This is a genomic window from Spiroplasma endosymbiont of Zeiraphera isertana, assembly GCF_964030805.1.
In the GTDB taxonomy this organism is placed as follows: Bacteria; Bacillota_I; Bacilli_A; order Mycoplasmatales; family VBWQ01; genus Spiroplasma_E.
This window is the reverse complement of the sequence record NZ_OZ034965.1, coordinates 2,088,920-2,103,457: the sequence shown is the minus strand read 5'-3', so window position 1 is coordinate 2,103,457 and position 14,538 is coordinate 2,088,920. Positions and strand designations below refer to the sequence as shown.

Sequence of the window (14,538 nt, the reverse complement as noted above, 5' to 3'; positions counted from 1 at the left end):
CATTGCTAGAAAAACTATTGATTAATCTAACCTTCATTAGATTATAGCATGTTCTTAATAAAAAACAAATTTAAGTAAGTATTTCAGTATTTATGAAATTATTATTATATAATCTAATTATAAAGTTTATGAAAATAATGGTGGAAACAATGAAAATAATTGCAAAAAATAAAAAAGCGTACTTTAATTATGAATTATTAGAAAAATTAGAAGTGGGAATTGTTTTGACTGGTTCTGAAATTAAATCAATTCGTTTAGGTAATGTATCTTTACAGGATAGTTATGTAACTTTTAGTAATAATGAAGCTTATATTATTAATATGAACATTACTACTTATAAATTTACTACTAGTTATATACTTGATCCATTAAGAAAAAGAAAATTACTTTTAAATGCTCGTGAAATTAAAAAAATTCAACAAGAACAAAAGCAAAAAAACTTAACTGTTGTTCCAACAATGATATATTTAAATAGTAAAAGTAGAGCAAAGTTAGAAATAGCATTGGCTCGTGGTAAAAAAAATTATGATAAAAGAGAAACCATTAAAAATCGTGATGCAGTAAGACAAATCAAAAAATAATAATTTAATTAAGAAAGGAAAAAACACTATGATAATATGATTATCTTTTTTAATAATCTTTTGTTTATTTACAAGTTTTTATTTATTTTTTCTTTTTAAGCAAAAGATAGATAAGTGGCAATGATTATTTATTAGTTATTATTTTTTTCTTTATATTGGTATTAATAGTTTAAAAGCTATTAATAATTTTTTAGTTTTATCATTAACTAATTTAGTAACTGAAGCAATTAGTATTACAGTGATTGTTTCGCTTACTGTAATTATTTTTGCTATACCAGCTACTTTTTTTACTGCAAAATTTAAAAAAAGAAAGTTGTATATTTGATGAATGCATAGTTGACTTTTGGTTACTTGTTGTTTAGTTTTAATTGTACCAAATTTTTGATCTTTGGTTTTGTTAAATATTGCGTTAGGAATGAGTACTGCATCATTAGGAGTTCATGAATTAATGTTCAATGAACAATATTTTTTTAATTTTCACAAAAAATCTTGATATTACTTTTAATTTAAAATTAAAAGTAATATTTTTATATCAGGGGTGATTTTTTGTGACTAATAATGAATTAATTGATGTTTTAAAAAACAAAAAAGATGAAGAATTTATAAAAATTATTAGACATTTTAAAAATAGAATTAAACAAATTGAGAAAAAAGAAAAATTAGATGCAATTGATAAAAAATTTAAAGAAAAAGGAATTCAATGTCCAAATTGTAAATCTTATTGATGTGTAAAAAATGGTTTTAAGAATAATAAGCAAAAATATTTATGCAAAGATTGTAAAAGTAGCTTTGATGCTTTAAGAAATCATTTTTTACATTAGACTTGGTGCAAAACCTTTAATTTTAACAATTTAACGATTATTATTAATATTAAAGGTGATAGTTATTATGTTGAAAAAATATAAAGATGATCAAGAATTTTATAGTTTAGTCGGCATAAAGCCACAAACATTTTATAAAATGCTTGAAATTTTAAAAATTGCTGAGTCTAAACAAAAATATTATGGTGGTAGAAAAAATAAAATTGTAATTGAAGAGCGTTTATTAATGACTTTAGAATATTGAAAAGACTATAGTAGTTATAGAGTTATTGCAAAAAGATATAATATTAGTCATACTAGTTGCATTCGTAATATTTTTTGAATTGAAAATATTTTAATAAAAAGCGGAATTTTTAATTTACCTGGAAAAAAATATTTAACAAAAAATAAAGGTACTAATAATAATTTGTTAGCTATTGATGCTACTGAAACTCCAATTGAAAGAATTAAAAAAAACTAAAATTACTTTTTTCAGGTAAAAAGAAACATCATTCTCTCAAATCCCAAATAATTATTGATATTTCCAATGGAAAAATTATTTCAACTGCTTTTTGTTTTGGAAGCATTCATTATTTTAAATTGCTTCTAAAATCTAAAACTTTTATTCATCCAGAAAAAAAAGTTTTTGTTGATTCAGGTTATCAATGTATACAAAATATTCATAAAAATACATTTTTGCCATTTAAAAAAAGTAAATACAATCCATTAACACCAATTCAAAAACAATACAATAAAACTTTAAGTAAAATTAGAATTAAAATTGAACACGTATTTGCTAAACTAAAACGTTTTAAAATTTTAAGTTTAAAATATCGCAATAAAATACGAAGATTTGCATTAAGATTTAATATTACCTTATGTTTTAAAAGATAACGAATATTATTATTTACTAACTAAAGAATACAACCCATTATTTAACAACAAACAGATTAGTAAATACAACACTATCACGGGTGGTCTAGAAAATAATAATCATTATCAAACTGTTATTAACGAAATGTTTGAAGAAACGGGTATTGATATTAAAAATGAAAAAGTAAAGATTGATTATTTAGGTAAACATTATGCAAATAAATCAAGTACAAAATTATGATATTTTTATGGCATTGATTTAACTAAATTGAATTTGGATATAACAAAAACATACAAAGGTACTGGTGATGGTTCGATTGGTGAAAAAGAAATTAGCGCAAGATTTGTTAATAAAAAACAATTAAACAAATCAAATGATGCTTTAAGTTTAACTACTTATGGAAAATTAAAATTAAAAAATATTATTAGATTTGATAATAACATAAATCAAAAATTAGATATGATTTTAAAAATTTTAAATAGACTTGGTGCAAAACTAAGGTAATTCAAAATTATATATTCCTGCTATTAAATTAAATCTTAATGCAAATCTTCGTATTTTATTGCGATATTTTAAACTTAAAATTTTAAAACGTTTTAGTTTAGCAAATACGTGTTCAATTTTAATTCTAATTTTACTTAAAGTTTTATTGTATTATTTTTGAATTGGTGTTAATTGATTGTATTTACTTTTTTTAAATGGCAAAAATGTATTTTTATGAATATTTTGTATACCTTGATAACCTGAATCAACAAAAACTTGTTTTTCTGGATGAATAAAAGTTTTAGATTTTAGAAGCAATTTAAAATCATGAATGCTTCCAAAACAAAAAGCAGTTGAAATAATTTTTCCATTGGAAATATCAATAATTATTTGGGATTTGAGAGAATGATGTTTCTTTTTACCTGAAAAAAGTAATTTTAGTTTTTTTTAAGGCTTTTATCCCTTTATGTACTATTTTTAAATTTTATCACATAAATGGAGATAAAAGCCTACCTAGGAAATTATCCCTGCATGTATTTAAATCAAACACAAAATTACAGTTTCAAAACTAGGTATGTTATTGAATTTATATGCTGATTCTTTTGCATATAAATGAATATTGTGCTTTGAAACTCTTATGTGTGTTCGGAAAGTTCGTCGGATGTGCTTTCATGCTGATTCAATCTGGTTTGTGTTTACACCCGTTGGTGACACATACCCAACTTCATGATTTACGATTTCATGTTTGGGATAGAAGTTTTTGAAACTTACATATCCCTTCCAAGAATCCGTAAATAGACAGCACTCAGTAAAAATGTGTTTCAATGCAAATCTTAAAAGGTTTTTTTCATCTGCATTTTTCAGCACCTTCACAATTAGTTTGTTGCTGGTTTTCTCATAAACTCTAACACTCAAAGTTTTATTAAACAAGGATCTTCCTTGTTTTTTAAAACCTAAATGTGAAAGATACATTTCATCCATCTGTGCTGTGCCATCAAGAATGAAACCTGCATCTTGATTTCCAATTCTAGTCCTGATTTCATGACACATTCTTCAAGCTGTTTTATAGGTAACACTCAATTCCCTTGCAACATCGGTTGCTGGTATGCCATGCTTTGTGTTTATTCATCTAAAGATGAGATAAAACCAAGATGTCATTTGGGTTTGTGACTTATAAAAAATGGTTCCATAAAGAATACTAAATGTTTGGTTACAGTTCAAACATCGTATTCTTCTCAAATCAGAAGTATTCAAACTAGAAGAAGCACATCTGATGCATTTCATTATTTTCAACTTCGCTATATATTTCAAACAATCGTTTTCAGTTTGAAATATGCTATTGAATTCATTTCCATTCATTTTTTCCTCCACACTAGTACATGTGGGGATAATTTCCTTTTTTAATTCTTTCAATTGGATTTTCAGTAGCATCAATAGCTAACAAATTATTATTAGTACCTTTATTTTTTGTTAAATCTTTTTTTCCAGGTAAATTAAAAATTCCGCTTTTTATTAAAATATTTTCAATTCAAAAAATATTACGAATGCAACTAGTATGACTAATATTATATCTTTTTGCAATAACTCTATAACTACTATAGTCTTTTCAATATTCTAAAGTCATTAATAAACGCTCTTCAATTACAATTTTATTTTTTCTACCACCATAATATTTTTGTTTAGACTCAGCAATTTTTAAAATTTCAAGCATTTTATAAAATGTTTGTGGCTTTATGCCGACTAAACTATAAAATTATTGATCATCTTTATATTTTTTCAACATAATAACTATCACCTTTAATATTAATAATAATCGTTAAATTGTTAAAATTAAAGGTTTTGCACCAAGTCTATTGAAGTCATTTATCTCATGAACAATGAGATTGAATAATTTGATTGTCATTGTTAGGTCAATCTGCTTATACTATTTCTCAATTTGCTAAAATTTCAAAAACATCAGCATGATTTAATCGTCAAAAATTTATGAAATCATCACAATTAGCAAAAACACAAAAACCATTCACAAAATTAAAAGGTAGAATTGAAATTGATGAAACTTTTATCAAAGAAATTCATAAAGGAAATTTCAAAAATCCAGATGATCCAAGAAAAAAATGAATTGAAGAAAATGCTAAAGATTTAAACTGTTGTATTGAAATGGCAATTGATGAAAATAAAAATATTTATGCTCAAACAACAAATACTAAAAGATTAACAAAAAAATGAGTACAAGAAAATTTAACATCTAAGCTTATCGAAGAAAAATCAATTATAGTTTGTGATATGCAAATACTATATGATACAGTAGCTAAACAAACAAAATGTACTCTCAAGAAATTTAAATCAAAAGAAAATAAAGAATTAAATTATAAAAATTTAAGTAATATCAGTAAAATACAATCAAGTTTAAAAGAATTTATTACTCATTATCATGGCATTGGATTTACCAATATTCAAAATTACCTCAATTTATGAAAATTTAAATACCAACATTATAAAATATCACCTTATGCAAAATCTGAAGCATTATATTTCAGTTTGTAAAAAAAATAAATCCCAAAATTAAATAAAATCAAATTTTAGGCCAGGTTGATGATTTTTTTTATTTCATCAAGAGTTTTTTTGAAAATTAAAACAATATTTTGTAAAATCACATGCTTTTTTAACTTTTACTATACTTATTGTTCCGGGATTATTGGCAAGTTTAATTATTATACCGATTAATATGCTTACGCTTAATATTTCAACTATTACAATTTCAAAAATCAGTTATTTTATTATTGCTGCTTTGTGTTTTTTCATTTTGACTTTTTTCATGTCTTTTCTTTTGCGAGAAGATCCAAAAAATATGGGTATGCATGATGAAATAGTTTTAAAAAAAATTAAAACTTTTTCTCAATAGACTTGGTGCAAAACTAAGGTAATTCAAAATTATATATTCCTGCTATTAAATTAAATCTTAATGCAAATCTTCGTATTTTATTGCGATATTTTAAACTTAAAATTTTAAAACGTTTTAGTTTAGCAAATACGTGTTCAATTTTAATTCTAATTTTACTTAAAGTTTTATTGTATTCTTTTTGAATTGGTGTTAATTGATTGTATTTACTTTTTTTAAATGGCAAAAATGTATTTTTATGAATATTTTGTATACCTTGATAACCTGAATCAACAAAAACTTGTTTTTCTGGATGAATAAAAGTTGTAGATTTTAGAAGCAATTTAAAATCATGAATGCTTCCAAAACAAAAAGCAGTTGAAATAATTTTTCCATTGGAAATATCAATAATTATTTGGGATTTGAGAGAATGATGTTTCTTTTTACCTGGAAAAAGTAATTTTAGTTTTTTTTAATTCTTTCAATTGGAGTTTCAGTAGCATCAATAGCTAACAAATTATTATTAGTACCTTTATTTTTTGTTAAATCTTTTTTTCCGGGTAAATTAAAAATTCCGATTTTTATTAAAATATTTTCAATTCAAAAAATATTACGAATGCAACTAGTATGACTAATATTAGATCTTTTTGCAATAACTCTATAACTACTATAGTCTTTTCAATATTCTAAAGTCATTAATAAACGCTCTTCAATTACAATTTTATTTTTTCTACCACCATAATATTTTTGTTTAGACTCAGCAATTTTTAAAATTTCAAGCATTTTATAAAATGTTTGTGGCTTTATGCCGACTAAACTATAAAATTCTTGATCATCTTTATATTTTTTCAACATAATAACTATCACCTTTAATATTAATAATAATCGTTAAATTGTTAAAATTAAAGGTTTTGCACCAAGTCTAATGAAAAATAATAATTTTAATTATGTTTGGATTAACTATTTATTTAATTTATTATTTAATGAATTCTCAATTTTTTAATTATAAAATAAGTAATATTGATCAAAGATGTCATGTTTATAAAACTTTATTTACTACTTTGCCACAAGTAATTGGTGTTTTTTTATTGGGATGATGATTATATTATTTTTTCAGTGCTAATATTGCTTTATATTTTGGTTTTGGAATCTATATAGTAAGTATTATGATTAGTTTAGTAACTATTAATATTTACGCAGTTTTGATTTCACAAATTTTATCCAATATTGCTTTTGGCATTTGCAATTTTGTTATATATAGTTTGGTTTTAGATTGAAATTATCGACAATTAATGCCTATTACAGGAATTTATGCATCATTTATAGCTATTTTAACTTGTAGTGTTGATTTACTCGATAGTTTTATTAATTATAATTTAATTACTTTAAATAATGAAATAATGTTTTATATTGGTAATATTATTGCGTTATTAACTGTTATTAGTTTAATATTTATTACGTTATTTTCTTCAAATTATTGAGTGACAGAAAAGCATCATGTTTTAACAAATCACAATTGAAATAAAATTTAAGTATATTAGACTTGGTGCAAAACCTTTAATTTTAACAATTTAACGATTATTATTAATATTAAAGGTGATAGTTATTATGTTGAAAAAATATAAAGATGATCAAGAATTTTATAGTTTAGTCGGCATAAAGCCACAAACATTTTATAAAATGCTTGAAATTTTAAAAATTGCTGAGTCTAAACAAAAATATTATGGTGGTAGAAAAAATAAAATTGTAATTGAAGAGCGTTTATTAATGACTTTAGAATATTGAAAAGACTATAGTAGTTGTAGAGTTATTGCAAAAAGATATAATATTAGTCATACTAGTTGCATTCGTAATATTTTTTTAATTGAAAATATTTTAATAAAAAGCGGAATTTTTAATTTACCTGGAAAAAAAGATTTAACAAAAAATAAAGGTACTAATAATAATTTGTTAGCTATTGATGCCACTGAAACTCCAATTGAAAGAATTAAAAAAAACTAAAATTACTTTTTTCAGGTAAAAAGAAACATCATTCTCTCAAATCCCAAATAATTATTGATATTTCCAATGGAAAAATTATTTCAACTGCTTTTTGTTTTGGAAGCATTCATGATTTTAAATTGCTTCTAAAATCTAAAACTTTTATTCATCCAGAAAAACAAGTTTTTGTTGATTCGGGTTATCAAGGTATACAAAATATTCATAAAAATACATTTTTGCCATTTAAAAAAAGTAAATACAATCAATTAACACCAATTCAAAAAGAATACCTGAGTTGTAAATATAAATGGGACAGTTTTTTAAAATAATTGTATTAAATCTATTGGTCTTTTATAAGAGAGCGATTTTCTGGGTGTAGAATTAATTTGAAATGCTATAAAATTTAAATCTTTTTGTTTATATGAAGATAGATCTGTAGATTTTGGTAAATATCTTCTTAAAATACCATTATTATTTTCATTTAAACCCCTTTGGCAAGGTTTACCAGGATCTGCAAAATAAATTTTGACATTACAAATTTTTTCGATTAATCTTCATTTACTAAATTCTTTACCACGATCAAAAGTAATGGTTTTAACTGTTCCTTTTTGTAACTTTGAAATAAATTTTATTATACTTTTTGTAATATTTTCTGATTTATGATTTTTAGTTACTAAAGGAATTGTGGTTTTTGATCATATATCAGCCAAAGTAATAATAGAACTTTTATGATCTTTGCCAATGATAGTATCACCTTCTAAATGACCAAATTCTTGTATATTTTTAATATTAGGAATGATTAAATTTCTTTCATGAATAGACTTACAATTATTAATTTTGCCCCTAGTTTCTTTTTGTTTGTGAGATTTATTTTTGCCTTTTCTCAATAAGTTATTTTCATCCAAACCCATTCGATTTGTTTTAAACATGTTATATAAAGTTTTTGTTGAAATACTTTTTATTTTATTTTCCTTTAAAAAGTTAGCAATTATATCAAGAGCATACTTTTTAGTAATTAACAAATGATTAATACTATTAATTTCTGTTAAAGTTAAAATTATTAATTTTCTGCCTGCATTTTGTTTATTTTTTTGAAATTGATTCAATATTTCTAATGGCAATAAGTTTTTATTTAATAATCTACAAACTCTATGTACAGTTGATTTACTATAATCAACAATTTTTGCTATTTTACGAATCGAAAATCCATAATTTTTATATTCTTTTATTGCTATTATTGATTCAATACTCAGATACTTATACATTGCGCTAATTCCTTTCTTTTCTTAATTATAGAACTAACACAATTTAATTTTTATATAAGTGTCCTTTTTAATTTTACAATTAAAGATACAATAAAACTTTAAGTAAAATTAGAATTAAAATTGAACACGTATTTGCTAAACTAAAACGTTTTAAAATTTTAAGTTTAAAATATCGCAATAAAATACGAAGATTTGCATTAAGATTTAATTTAATAGCAGGAATATATAATTTTGAATTACCTTAGTTTTGCACCAAGTCTATTAAATACTTTACTACATAAAATTATATAAAATATGGTCATGCCATTATAAAAAAAATAAGAATTTAAGAGAGGTTTTTTTATGTCTGAAAAAAGTAAAAAAAATAAAATTATTACTGCAATTGTTGGTGGTACTACTTTAGTTGGTGGAGCCACTGCTGGTATTTTGTATACTTCTGATATAGAAGCAAAAAACGAGGAAGAAAAAGAAAAAAAATAAAATCACAATCTAATCCAAAGATTTTATTACCTAAACCACCAAATTCAAATAGACAATCAAATCGTTATAAATATACAATAATACAACAACAAGATACAATTTACGTTGATAGTAATGGAGAAGAGCAAACAACTAGTAAAATAGACTTATCAGATATAAAAACTATTGAAATTGTTCAAATTGGATTTTATGAAAATAAAATTGGAGAAATTCAAGCCGTTAAAATGCCAAAAATAATTCAAAAAGTACCAGATCAGTTACCATCAGAAATAACAAGTACAAAACAGATGTTTCAAAGTGCTTCATCGTTTGATCAAGATATTTCGGGTTGAGATGTTTCAAATGTTACAGATATGAGTGATATGTTTGCATATGCAACTTCATTTAATCAGAATATTTTTTTAATTTTCACAAAAAATCTTGATGAAATAAAAAAAATCATCAACCTGGCCTAAAATTTGATTTTATTTAATTTTGGGATTTATTTTTTTTACAAACTGAAATATAATGCTTCAGATTTTGCATAAGGTGATATTTTATAATGTTGGTATTTAAATTTTCATAAATTGAGGTAATTTTGAATATTGGTAAATCCAATGCCATGATAATGAGTAATAAATTCTTTTAAACTTAATTGTATTTTACCGATATTACTTAAATTTTTATAATTTAATTATTTATTTTCTTTTGATTTAAATTTCTTGAGAGTACATTTTGTTTGTTTAGCTAATGTATCATATAGTATTGGCATATCACAAACTATAATTGATTTTTCTTCGATAAGCTTAGATATTAAATTTTCTTGTACTCATTTTTTTGTTAATCTTTTAGTATTTGTTGTTTGAGCATAAATATTTTTATTTTCATCAATTGCCATTTCAATACAACAGTTTAAATCTTTAGCATTTTCTTCAATTCATTTTTTTCTTGGATCATCTGGATTTTTGAAATTTCCTTTATGAATTTCTTTGATAAAAGTTTCATCAATTTCAATTCTACCTTTTAATTTTGTGAATGGTTTTTGTGTTTTTGCTAATTGTGATGATTTCATAAATTTTTGACGATTAAATCATGCTGATGTTTTTGAAATTTTAGCAAATTGAGAAATAGTATAAGCAGATTGACCTAACAATGAAAATCAAATTATTCAATCTCATTGTTCATGAGATAAATGACTTCAATGTAAAAAATGATTTCTTAAAGCATCAAAGCTACTTTTACAATCTTTGCATAAATATTTTTGCTTATTATTCTTAAAACCATTTTTTACACATCAATAAGATTTACAATTTGGACATTGAATTCCTTTTTCTTTAAATTTTTTATCAATTGCATCTAATTTTTCTTTTTTCTCAATTTGTTTAATTCTATTTTTAAAATGTCTAATAATTTTTATAAATTCTTCATCTTTTTTGTTTTTTAAAACATCAATTAATTCATTATTAGTCACAAAAAATCACCCCTGATATAAAAATATTACTTTTAATTTTAAATTAAAAGTAATATCAAGATTTTTTGTGAAAATTAAAAGAATATTTCAGTTTGAAGAGTAGAAAAAGTAAAAATTATGAGAGGTATGTTTTTTAACGCACATGCTTTTGATCAAAATATTTCAAGTTGAAATGTAAATAAAGTGACAGATATGCATGGTATGTTTGCTGGTGCAAGAAAATTTAATCAAGATATTTCGGGTTGAGATGTTTCAAATGTAATAACTATGCATTCTATGTTTGCCGGTGCAATAACGTTTGATCAAAATTTATCACAATGAAATGTTTCAAAAGTAATAATTCGTGATAATTTTGCCATTAATTCTTGAATTAGTAATAGCATTGATAAATTGCCAAATTTTAATTTTTAGATTTTATAATTTATGATGAAAGTTTGAAAGAATTATTAGTGATTTTTAAGAAAACCAAAAATTGCTTTATAGTAGAAAGTAATGTATAATATTAGCGGGGATGTTCTGGTTTCGACAAGAGTGAACAACTAATTGTGGCAGTGGTTTGGTAGACCATAATACTACGAGGTTTCATAACCGGAAAACAAACTAAAACCGTAGTACCTAACTGATTCACAACAAAGTTAAACAACTTTGGATTTGGTTTAGGAAATCAAGCAGTTTTACCTGCTTAATTACTTAAGAAGTAAATACTACCGTTACTAATAGCAAGTTTATCATTATTAGTAACTTATCATAGGATAAACTAGAAAAAATGATGTTAATAAATTTTTTCCAATTTCCATTAACTAGCTATTCATAATTTCGTATAATTTATTATTAAATAGTGATTTTTCTAAATTATACTAAACTGTAGATACAGTTAGTCAGTTAACTTTTGGACGCGGGTTCGATCCCCGCCATCTCCACCATAAATTAAATGCACAATTGTGCTTTTTTTATTATTTAATTTAATAATTAAATATAAATACCTTTATAAAATTTTAATTAGTGAAATAAATAATAAAAAAATATTTAAATATTTTATGAATAATATTGTAAAACAAGTTGCAAATAGTAACTAGTCTTGGTAATATTGAAAAGTCTTTAAATTTTTTTAATTATATTTGGAGCCGTGGCCAAGTGGTTTAAGGCATAAGTCTGCAAAACTTTGATCGTCGGTTCGAATCCGATCGGCTCCTCCAAAATATTAATAATATTTGCAAATATACTTGTAAATATTACTTTTAATAAGTTATAATTGATTAGGTTTAATGATTTAATGAGTTACTATAAATTTTAGTAATTAAATGCGCCTGTAGATCAATTGGATAGATCGTTTGACTACGGATCAAAAGGTTGTGGGTTCAAGTCCTGCCAGGCGCACCATCGGGATGTGGCTCAGCTTGGTAGAGCGCTCGGTTTGGGACCGAGAGGTCGCAGGTTCGAATCCTGTCTTCCCGACCATTATTAAATAAGGGCCCTTAGCTCATTTGGTAGAGCGCCTGCCTTGCACGCAGGAGGTGGTCGGTTCGATCCCGATAGGGTCCACCATTATATATCGGTTAAACATTTAAACTAAAACTGGCGAGGTAGCTCAGTTGATTAGAGCGTTCGGTTCATACCCGAGAGGCCATGGGTTTGAGTCCCATCCCCGCTACCATAGTCTAGGACCCTTAGCTTAGTTGGTTAAAGCTCCCGGCTCATAACCGGGCGAGCATTGGTTCGAATCCGATAGGGTCCACCATACTTAAATACTCGGAGGCTTACCCAAGTCCGGTTGAAGGGAACAGTCTTGAAAACTGTCAGTGCGCAAGTGCTCGAGGGTTCGAATCCCTCAGCCTCCTCCATTATTATTAAATTTTATACATCGCGGAGTGGGGAAGTGGTATCCCGTCGGGCTCATAATCCGAAGATCATTGGTTCAAATCCAGTCTCCGCAACCACGGTCTTGTGGTAAAGTGGTTAATACGCCTCCCTGTCACGGAGGAGATCGCGGGTTCGATCCCCGTCAAGACCGCCATTTAGAAAATAAAACATAAGCAGTATTAATTTAGAGAGTAAGTAAAAGGTCTTACTCTTTTTTTTATTGGTATAATGAATAATTATTTTATTCATTATGGAAGAAAGTTTTTGATTGATTAAGTAAATTAAAAATATTAAAATACACGTATAGTTTAAATAATAAATATAATTTTATTTAAATTTAGCTATTATTTTAATAATAGTTTTTAATTTTTAAAAAGGAGCAAAAATATGATAAATAATTTATTAATCTTTAATAACTCATCTTCAAGTATCGTAAGTAGCAATAATGTTGAGACATTGATACCAGTGAATAATGTATTAACATTAGAAAATGGTATCAATGAACCAATTTTAAAAAACCTGAGTTGTAAATATAAATGGGACAGTTTTTTAAAATAATTGTATTAAATCTATTGGTCTTTTATAAGAGAACGATTTTCTGGGTGTAGAATTAATTTGAAATGCTATAAAATTTAAATCTTTTTGTTTATATGAAGATAGATCTGTAGATTTTGGTAAATATCTTCTTAAAATACCATTATTATTTTCATTTAAACCCCTTTGGCAAGGTTTACCAGGATCTGCAAAATAAATTTTGACATTACAAATTTTTTCGATTAATCTTCATTTACTAAATTCTTTACCACGATCAAAAGTAATGGTTTTAACTGTTCCTTTTTGTAACTTTGAAATAAATTTTATTATACTTTTCGTAATATTTTCTGATTTATGATTTTTAGTTACTAAAGGAATTGTGGTTTTTGATCATATATAAGCCAAAGTGATAATAGAACTTTTATGATCTTTGCCAATGATAGTATCACCTTCTAAATGACCAAATTCTTGTATATTTTTAATATTAGGAATGATTAAATTTCTTTCATGAATAGACTTACAATTATTAATTTTGCCCCTAGTTTCTTTTTGTTTGTGATATTTATTTTTGCCTTTTCTCAATAAGTTATTTTCATCAAAACCCATTCGATTTGTTTTAAACATGTTATATAAAGTTTTTGTTGAAATACTTTTTATTTTATTTTCCTTTAAAAAGTTAGCAATTATATCAAGAGCATACTTTTTAGTAATTAACAAATGATTAATACTATTAATTTCTGTTAAAGTTAAAATTATTAATTTTCTGCCTGCATTTTGTTTATTTTTTTGAAATTGATTCAATATTTCTAATGGCAATAAGTTTTTATTTAATAATCTACAAACTCTATGTACAGTTGATTTACTATAATAGACTTGGTGCAAAACCTTTAATTTTAACAATTTAACAATTATTATTAATATTAAAGGTGATAGTTATTATGTTGAAAAAATATAAAGATGATCAAGAATTTTATAGTTTAGTCGGCATAAAGCCACAAACATTTTATAAAATGTTTGAAATTTTAAAAATTGCTGAGTCTAAACAAAAATATTATGGTGGTAGAAAAAATAAAATTGTAATTGAAGAGCGTTTATTAATGACTTTAGAATATTGAAAAGACTATAGTAGTTATAGAGTTATTGCAAAAAGATATAATATTAGTCATACTAGTTGCATTCGTAATATTTTTTGAATTGAAAATATTTTAATAAAAAGCGGAATTTTTAATTTACCTGGAAAAAAAGATTTAACAAAAAATAAAGGTACTAATAATAATTTTTTAGCTATTGATGCTACTGAAACTCCAATTGAAAGAATTAAAAAAAACTAAAATTAATTTTTTCAGGTAAAAA

At 24.5% G+C, this 14,538-nt stretch carries 22 protein-coding genes, 9 tRNA genes, 1 other RNA gene and 2 pseudogenes; 24 read left to right on the top strand and 10 right to left on the bottom strand.

What is annotated here, in order from left to right; all coding sequences use genetic code 4:
- Window positions 1–92: 92 nt before the first annotated feature.
- On the top strand, window positions 93–581 hold the full coding sequence (gene smpB, locus AAHM78_RS14685) for an SsrA-binding protein (protein WP_342253688.1): 489 nt from the start codon (window positions 93–95) through the stop codon (window positions 579–581).
- A gap of 150 nt (window positions 582–731) precedes the next feature.
- Here the strand turns inward: smpB and AAHM78_RS14680 are convergent, their stop codons facing one another.
- Window positions 732–1,064: a hypothetical protein gene (locus AAHM78_RS14680; protein ID WP_342253687.1), complete on the bottom strand. Its 333-nt coding sequence runs from the start codon at window positions 1,062–1,064 to the stop codon at window positions 732–734.
- Window positions 1,065–1,129: 65 nt separating this feature from the next.
- Between AAHM78_RS14680 and AAHM78_RS14675 the strand changes: the two genes are divergently transcribed.
- The 4 genes from AAHM78_RS14675 to AAHM78_RS14660 all read left to right on the top strand — a co-directional run bounded on the left by AAHM78_RS14675 (window position 1,130) and on the right by AAHM78_RS14660 (window position 2,759).
- Window positions 1,130–1,402 carry an IS1/IS1595 family N-terminal zinc-binding domain-containing protein gene (locus tag AAHM78_RS14675; protein WP_342252841.1) on the top strand — a complete coding sequence of 91 codons (273 nt, stop codon included), beginning with the start codon at window positions 1,130–1,132 and terminating at the stop codon, window positions 1,400–1,402.
- Window positions 1,403–1,469: 67 nt separating this feature from the next.
- Window positions 1,470–1,862, top strand: coding sequence for a transposase family protein (locus AAHM78_RS14670; protein ID WP_342253189.1), 393 nt, complete (start codon window positions 1,470–1,472; stop codon window positions 1,860–1,862).
- Window positions 1,863–1,912: 50 nt separating this feature from the next.
- The gene (locus AAHM78_RS14665) at window positions 1,913–2,275 is read left to right on the top strand and encodes a transposase family protein (RefSeq protein ID WP_342255205.1); all 363 of its coding nucleotides are present in this window, start codon (window positions 1,913–1,915) and stop codon (window positions 2,273–2,275) included.
- A gap of 124 nt (window positions 2,276–2,399) precedes the next feature.
- Window positions 2,400–2,759, top strand: a complete 360-nt coding sequence (locus tag AAHM78_RS14660) for a hypothetical protein (RefSeq protein ID WP_342253686.1) — start codon at window positions 2,400–2,402, stop codon at window positions 2,757–2,759.
- On the opposite strand, the gene AAHM78_RS17270 is transcribed toward AAHM78_RS14660, so the two are convergent.
- The 4 genes from AAHM78_RS17270 to AAHM78_RS14645 all read right to left on the bottom strand — a co-directional run bounded on the left by AAHM78_RS17270 (window position 2,751) and on the right by AAHM78_RS14645 (window position 4,449).
- Window positions 2,751–2,897 carry a transposase gene (locus AAHM78_RS17270; RefSeq protein ID WP_425289775.1) on the bottom strand — a complete coding sequence of 49 codons (147 nt, stop codon included), beginning with the start codon at window positions 2,895–2,897 and terminating at the stop codon, window positions 2,751–2,753. The two genes, AAHM78_RS14660 and AAHM78_RS17270, sit on opposite strands and share 9 nt — an antisense overlap.
- Before the next feature lie 12 nt (window positions 2,898–2,909).
- Window positions 2,910–3,116, bottom strand: coding sequence for a hypothetical protein (locus AAHM78_RS14655; protein ID WP_342255026.1), 207 nt, complete (start codon window positions 3,114–3,116; stop codon window positions 2,910–2,912).
- A gap of 159 nt (window positions 3,117–3,275) precedes the next feature.
- On the bottom strand, window positions 3,276–3,992 hold the full coding sequence (locus AAHM78_RS14650; protein WP_342253685.1) for an IS1595 family transposase: 717 nt from the start codon (window positions 3,990–3,992) through the stop codon (window positions 3,276–3,278).
- A 118-nt stretch (window positions 3,993–4,110) separates the two neighbouring features.
- On the bottom strand, window positions 4,111–4,449 hold the full coding sequence (locus AAHM78_RS14645) for a transposase family protein (RefSeq protein ID WP_342253684.1): 339 nt from the start codon (window positions 4,447–4,449) through the stop codon (window positions 4,111–4,113).
- 128 nt (window positions 4,450–4,577) lie between these two features.
- Between AAHM78_RS14645 and AAHM78_RS14640 the strand changes: the two genes are divergently transcribed.
- Window positions 4,578–5,282 carry an IS1595 family transposase gene (locus AAHM78_RS14640; RefSeq protein ID WP_342253580.1) on the top strand — a complete coding sequence of 235 codons (705 nt, stop codon included), beginning with the start codon at window positions 4,578–4,580 and terminating at the stop codon, window positions 5,280–5,282.
- 371 nt (window positions 5,283–5,653) lie between these two features.
- Here the strand turns inward: AAHM78_RS14640 and AAHM78_RS14635 are convergent, their stop codons facing one another.
- Window positions 5,654–6,019 carry a transposase family protein gene (locus AAHM78_RS14635; RefSeq protein ID WP_342255204.1) on the bottom strand — a complete coding sequence of 122 codons (366 nt, stop codon included), beginning with the start codon at window positions 6,017–6,019 and terminating at the stop codon, window positions 5,654–5,656.
- 59 nt (window positions 6,020–6,078) lie between these two features.
- Entirely contained in the window at window positions 6,079–6,471 is a 393-nt protein-coding gene (locus AAHM78_RS14630; protein WP_342253683.1) for a transposase family protein, read from the bottom strand.
- Window positions 6,472–6,563: 92 nt separating this feature from the next.
- On the opposite strand from AAHM78_RS14630, the gene AAHM78_RS14625 reads away from it, so the two are divergent.
- The 3 genes from AAHM78_RS14625 to AAHM78_RS14615 all read left to right on the top strand — a co-directional run bounded on the left by AAHM78_RS14625 (window position 6,564) and on the right by AAHM78_RS14615 (window position 7,925).
- Window positions 6,564–7,148 (top strand): hypothetical protein, encoded by a 585-nt coding sequence (locus AAHM78_RS14625; RefSeq protein WP_342253682.1) that lies wholly within the window; start codon window positions 6,564–6,566, stop codon window positions 7,146–7,148.
- A 76-nt stretch (window positions 7,149–7,224) separates the two neighbouring features.
- Entirely contained in the window at window positions 7,225–7,617 is a 393-nt protein-coding gene (locus AAHM78_RS14620) for a transposase family protein (RefSeq protein WP_342253681.1), read from the top strand.
- A 50-nt stretch (window positions 7,618–7,667) separates the two neighbouring features.
- Complete coding sequence (locus AAHM78_RS14615; RefSeq protein WP_342255203.1) at window positions 7,668–7,925, top strand: hypothetical protein; 258 nt, start codon at window positions 7,668–7,670, stop codon at window positions 7,923–7,925.
- On the opposite strand, the gene AAHM78_RS14610 is transcribed toward AAHM78_RS14615, so the two are convergent.
- A complete protein-coding gene (locus tag AAHM78_RS14610; protein ID WP_342253680.1) occupies window positions 7,917–8,861 on the bottom strand; it encodes an IS30 family transposase in 945 nt (314 codons plus the stop codon). The two genes, AAHM78_RS14615 and AAHM78_RS14610, sit on opposite strands and share 9 nt — an antisense overlap.
- 86 nt (window positions 8,862–8,947) lie before the next feature.
- Here AAHM78_RS14610 and AAHM78_RS14605 point away from each other — a divergent pair.
- The 3 genes and pseudogenes from AAHM78_RS14605 to AAHM78_RS14595 form a co-directional block, all read left to right on the top strand.
- Window positions 8,948–9,106 (top strand): annotated as a pseudogene (locus AAHM78_RS14605) (transposase); the annotation flags it as partial.
- Window positions 9,107–9,203: 97 nt separating this feature from the next.
- Complete coding sequence (locus tag AAHM78_RS14600; protein ID WP_342253679.1) at window positions 9,204–9,341, top strand: MspA/MspB/MIB-like signal-anchor domain-contatining protein; 138 nt, start codon at window positions 9,204–9,206, stop codon at window positions 9,339–9,341.
- A 224-nt stretch (window positions 9,342–9,565) separates the two neighbouring features.
- Window positions 9,566–9,796 carry a BspA family leucine-rich repeat surface protein gene (locus AAHM78_RS14595; protein ID WP_342253678.1) on the top strand — a complete coding sequence of 77 codons (231 nt, stop codon included), beginning with the start codon at window positions 9,566–9,568 and terminating at the stop codon, window positions 9,794–9,796.
- Between the two features lie 218 nt (window positions 9,797–10,014).
- Here the strand turns inward: AAHM78_RS14595 and AAHM78_RS14590 are convergent, their stop codons facing one another.
- The gene (locus AAHM78_RS14590) at window positions 10,015–10,791 is read right to left on the bottom strand and encodes an IS1/IS1595 family N-terminal zinc-binding domain-containing protein (protein WP_342253677.1); all 777 of its coding nucleotides are present in this window, start codon (window positions 10,789–10,791) and stop codon (window positions 10,015–10,017) included.
- 117 nt (window positions 10,792–10,908) lie between these two features.
- On the opposite strand from AAHM78_RS14590, the gene AAHM78_RS14585 reads away from it, so the two are divergent.
- From AAHM78_RS14585 to AAHM78_RS14535, 11 genes are all read left to right on the top strand, one after another.
- A complete protein-coding gene (locus tag AAHM78_RS14585) occupies window positions 10,909–11,202 on the top strand; it encodes a BspA family leucine-rich repeat surface protein (RefSeq protein WP_342253676.1) in 294 nt (97 codons plus the stop codon).
- A 96-nt stretch (window positions 11,203–11,298) separates the two neighbouring features.
- Window positions 11,299–11,714, top strand: a transfer-messenger RNA (tmRNA) gene (gene ssrA, locus AAHM78_RS14580).
- Between the two features lie 197 nt (window positions 11,715–11,911).
- Window positions 11,912–11,987 (top strand) — tRNA-Cys (locus AAHM78_RS14575).
- 107 nt (window positions 11,988–12,094) lie between these two features.
- Window positions 12,095–12,171: transfer RNA gene (locus AAHM78_RS14570), tRNA-Arg, on the top strand.
- Window position 12,172: 1 nt separating this feature from the next.
- A tRNA-Pro gene (locus tag AAHM78_RS14565) sits at window positions 12,173–12,249 on the top strand.
- Between the two features lie 11 nt (window positions 12,250–12,260).
- Window positions 12,261–12,336, top strand: a tRNA-Ala gene (locus tag AAHM78_RS14560).
- Between the two features lie 32 nt (window positions 12,337–12,368).
- Window positions 12,369–12,445: transfer RNA gene (locus AAHM78_RS14555), tRNA-Met, on the top strand.
- 7 nt (window positions 12,446–12,452) lie between these two features.
- Window positions 12,453–12,529: transfer RNA gene (locus tag AAHM78_RS14550), tRNA-Ile, on the top strand.
- A gap of 13 nt (window positions 12,530–12,542) precedes the next feature.
- Window positions 12,543–12,632 (top strand) — tRNA-Ser (locus AAHM78_RS14545).
- 21 nt (window positions 12,633–12,653) lie between these two features.
- Window positions 12,654–12,728 (top strand) — tRNA-Met (locus AAHM78_RS14540).
- A gap of 1 nt (window position 12,729) precedes the next feature.
- Window positions 12,730–12,805 (top strand) — tRNA-Asp (locus tag AAHM78_RS14535).
- A 395-nt stretch (window positions 12,806–13,200) separates the two neighbouring features.
- On the opposite strand, the pseudogene AAHM78_RS14530 reads toward AAHM78_RS14535, so the two are convergent.
- Window positions 13,201–14,055 (bottom strand): annotated as a pseudogene (locus AAHM78_RS14530) (IS30 family transposase); the annotation flags it as partial.
- Window positions 14,056–14,123: 68 nt separating this feature from the next.
- Here AAHM78_RS14530 and AAHM78_RS14525 point away from each other — a divergent pair.
- The gene (locus AAHM78_RS14525) at window positions 14,124–14,516 is read left to right on the top strand and encodes a transposase family protein (protein WP_342253674.1); all 393 of its coding nucleotides are present in this window, start codon (window positions 14,124–14,126) and stop codon (window positions 14,514–14,516) included.
- The last annotated feature ends 22 nt before the right edge of the window (window positions 14,517–14,538 follow it).